Annotated in this window: 1 protein-coding gene; it reads left to right on the plus strand. The window is 71.4% G+C overall.

Annotated elements, in window-relative coordinates; translation table 11 throughout:
- A partial coding sequence (efeB, locus tag TR46_RS01380; protein WP_152626258.1) for an iron uptake transporter deferrochelatase/peroxidase subunit occupies positions 1-1,260 on the plus strand: 1,260 nt, incomplete at its 5' end.
- Positions 1,261-1,383: the final 123 nt, after the last annotated feature.

Below are 1,383 nucleotides of genomic sequence, written 5' to 3' on the forward strand. Positions count from 1 at the left end.
TCGGGGGGCGCCCCCCCCCGCCGCACCGTGGTCAAGACGGCGCTCGGCGCGGGCGCGGCGGGTGCCGCCATAGCGACCGGCGCGGTCACCCTCGGTACCGGCTCCGCGTCGGCCTCGACCCCGGCCGCCACCGACGCGACCAGCAGCGCGACGGTCGCCTTCCACGGTGCCCACCAGGCCGGGATCACCACGCCCGCACCGGCGTTCGCCATCTTCCTGTCCATGGACGTCATCGCCACCGACCGCAAGGGTCTGCAGCAGCTGCTGCAGACGCTCACCGAGCGGATCCGCTTCCTGACCGCCGGCGGCACCCCGCCCGACCTGGGCGTCGGCGCGCCGCCGTCCGACAACGGCATCCTCGGCCCGGTGGTGGCCACGGACAACCTCACCGTCACCGTCGGCGTGGGGGCGTCCCTCTTCGACGGACGCTTCGGGCTGTCCGCGCAGAAGCCCCGCAAGCTCATCCCGATGCGGACCTTCCCCAACGACAACCTCAAGGCAGCGGAGTCGCACGGCGACCTCTCGCTGCAGATCTGCGCCGACCGCCAGGACACCGTGCTGCACGCGATGCGCGACATCGCCAAGCACACCCGCGGACAGATGGCGGTCAAGTGGCGGATCGACGGGTTCCAGAACACCCCGCGCCCGGCCGGCGCCCAGCGCAACCTGCTGGGTTTCAAGGACGGCATCGCCAACCCGGACGTGACCTCCACCCGGGAGATGGACAGCCTGGTGTGGGTGGCCGCGGGCGGCAGCGAGCCGGCCTGGGCGACCGGCGGCAGCTACCAGGTGATCCGGATCATCCGGATGCTGGTCGAGTTCTGGGACCGGGTCTCGCTCAACGAGCAGGAGAAGATGTTCGGCCGCCGCAAGGACACCGGCGCCCCGCTGGACGGTGCCGTCGAGACCGACATCCCCGACTACGCCAAGGACCCGCAGGGCAATGCGATCCCGCTGGACGCCCACATCCGGATCGCCAATCCCCGCACCGCGAAGACCGCCGATTCCCGGATCCTGCGCCGCGGCTTCAACTACGACCGCGGCATCGACTCGGTGGGCAACCTCGACATGGGTCTGGCCTTCTGCTGCTACCAGCAGGATGTGCAGCGGCAGTTCGAGGCGGTGCAGACGCGCCTGATCGACGAGCCGCTGGTCGACTACATCTCCCCGACCGGTGGCGGGTACTTCTTCGTGCTGCCGGGCGTCAAGGACTCCTCCGACTGGCTGGGCAGCGCGTTGCTCGCCACGGCGACGGCTTAGGCCCCTGCTGCGGCCGGTGCATGGCTGGTCATGCAGCGCACCGCTCCCGCGCCCCGGGGTGCTGCAGCCTGCCTTGGCGGGCTGGTTGCAGCACCGGGTCGCCGCAACCGTGGCGGGTCAGGC

The sequence above is a fragment of the Streptacidiphilus carbonis genome (assembly GCF_000787775.1).
In the GTDB taxonomy this organism is placed as follows: Bacteria; Actinomycetota; Actinomycetes; order Streptomycetales; family Streptomycetaceae; genus Streptacidiphilus; species Streptacidiphilus carbonis.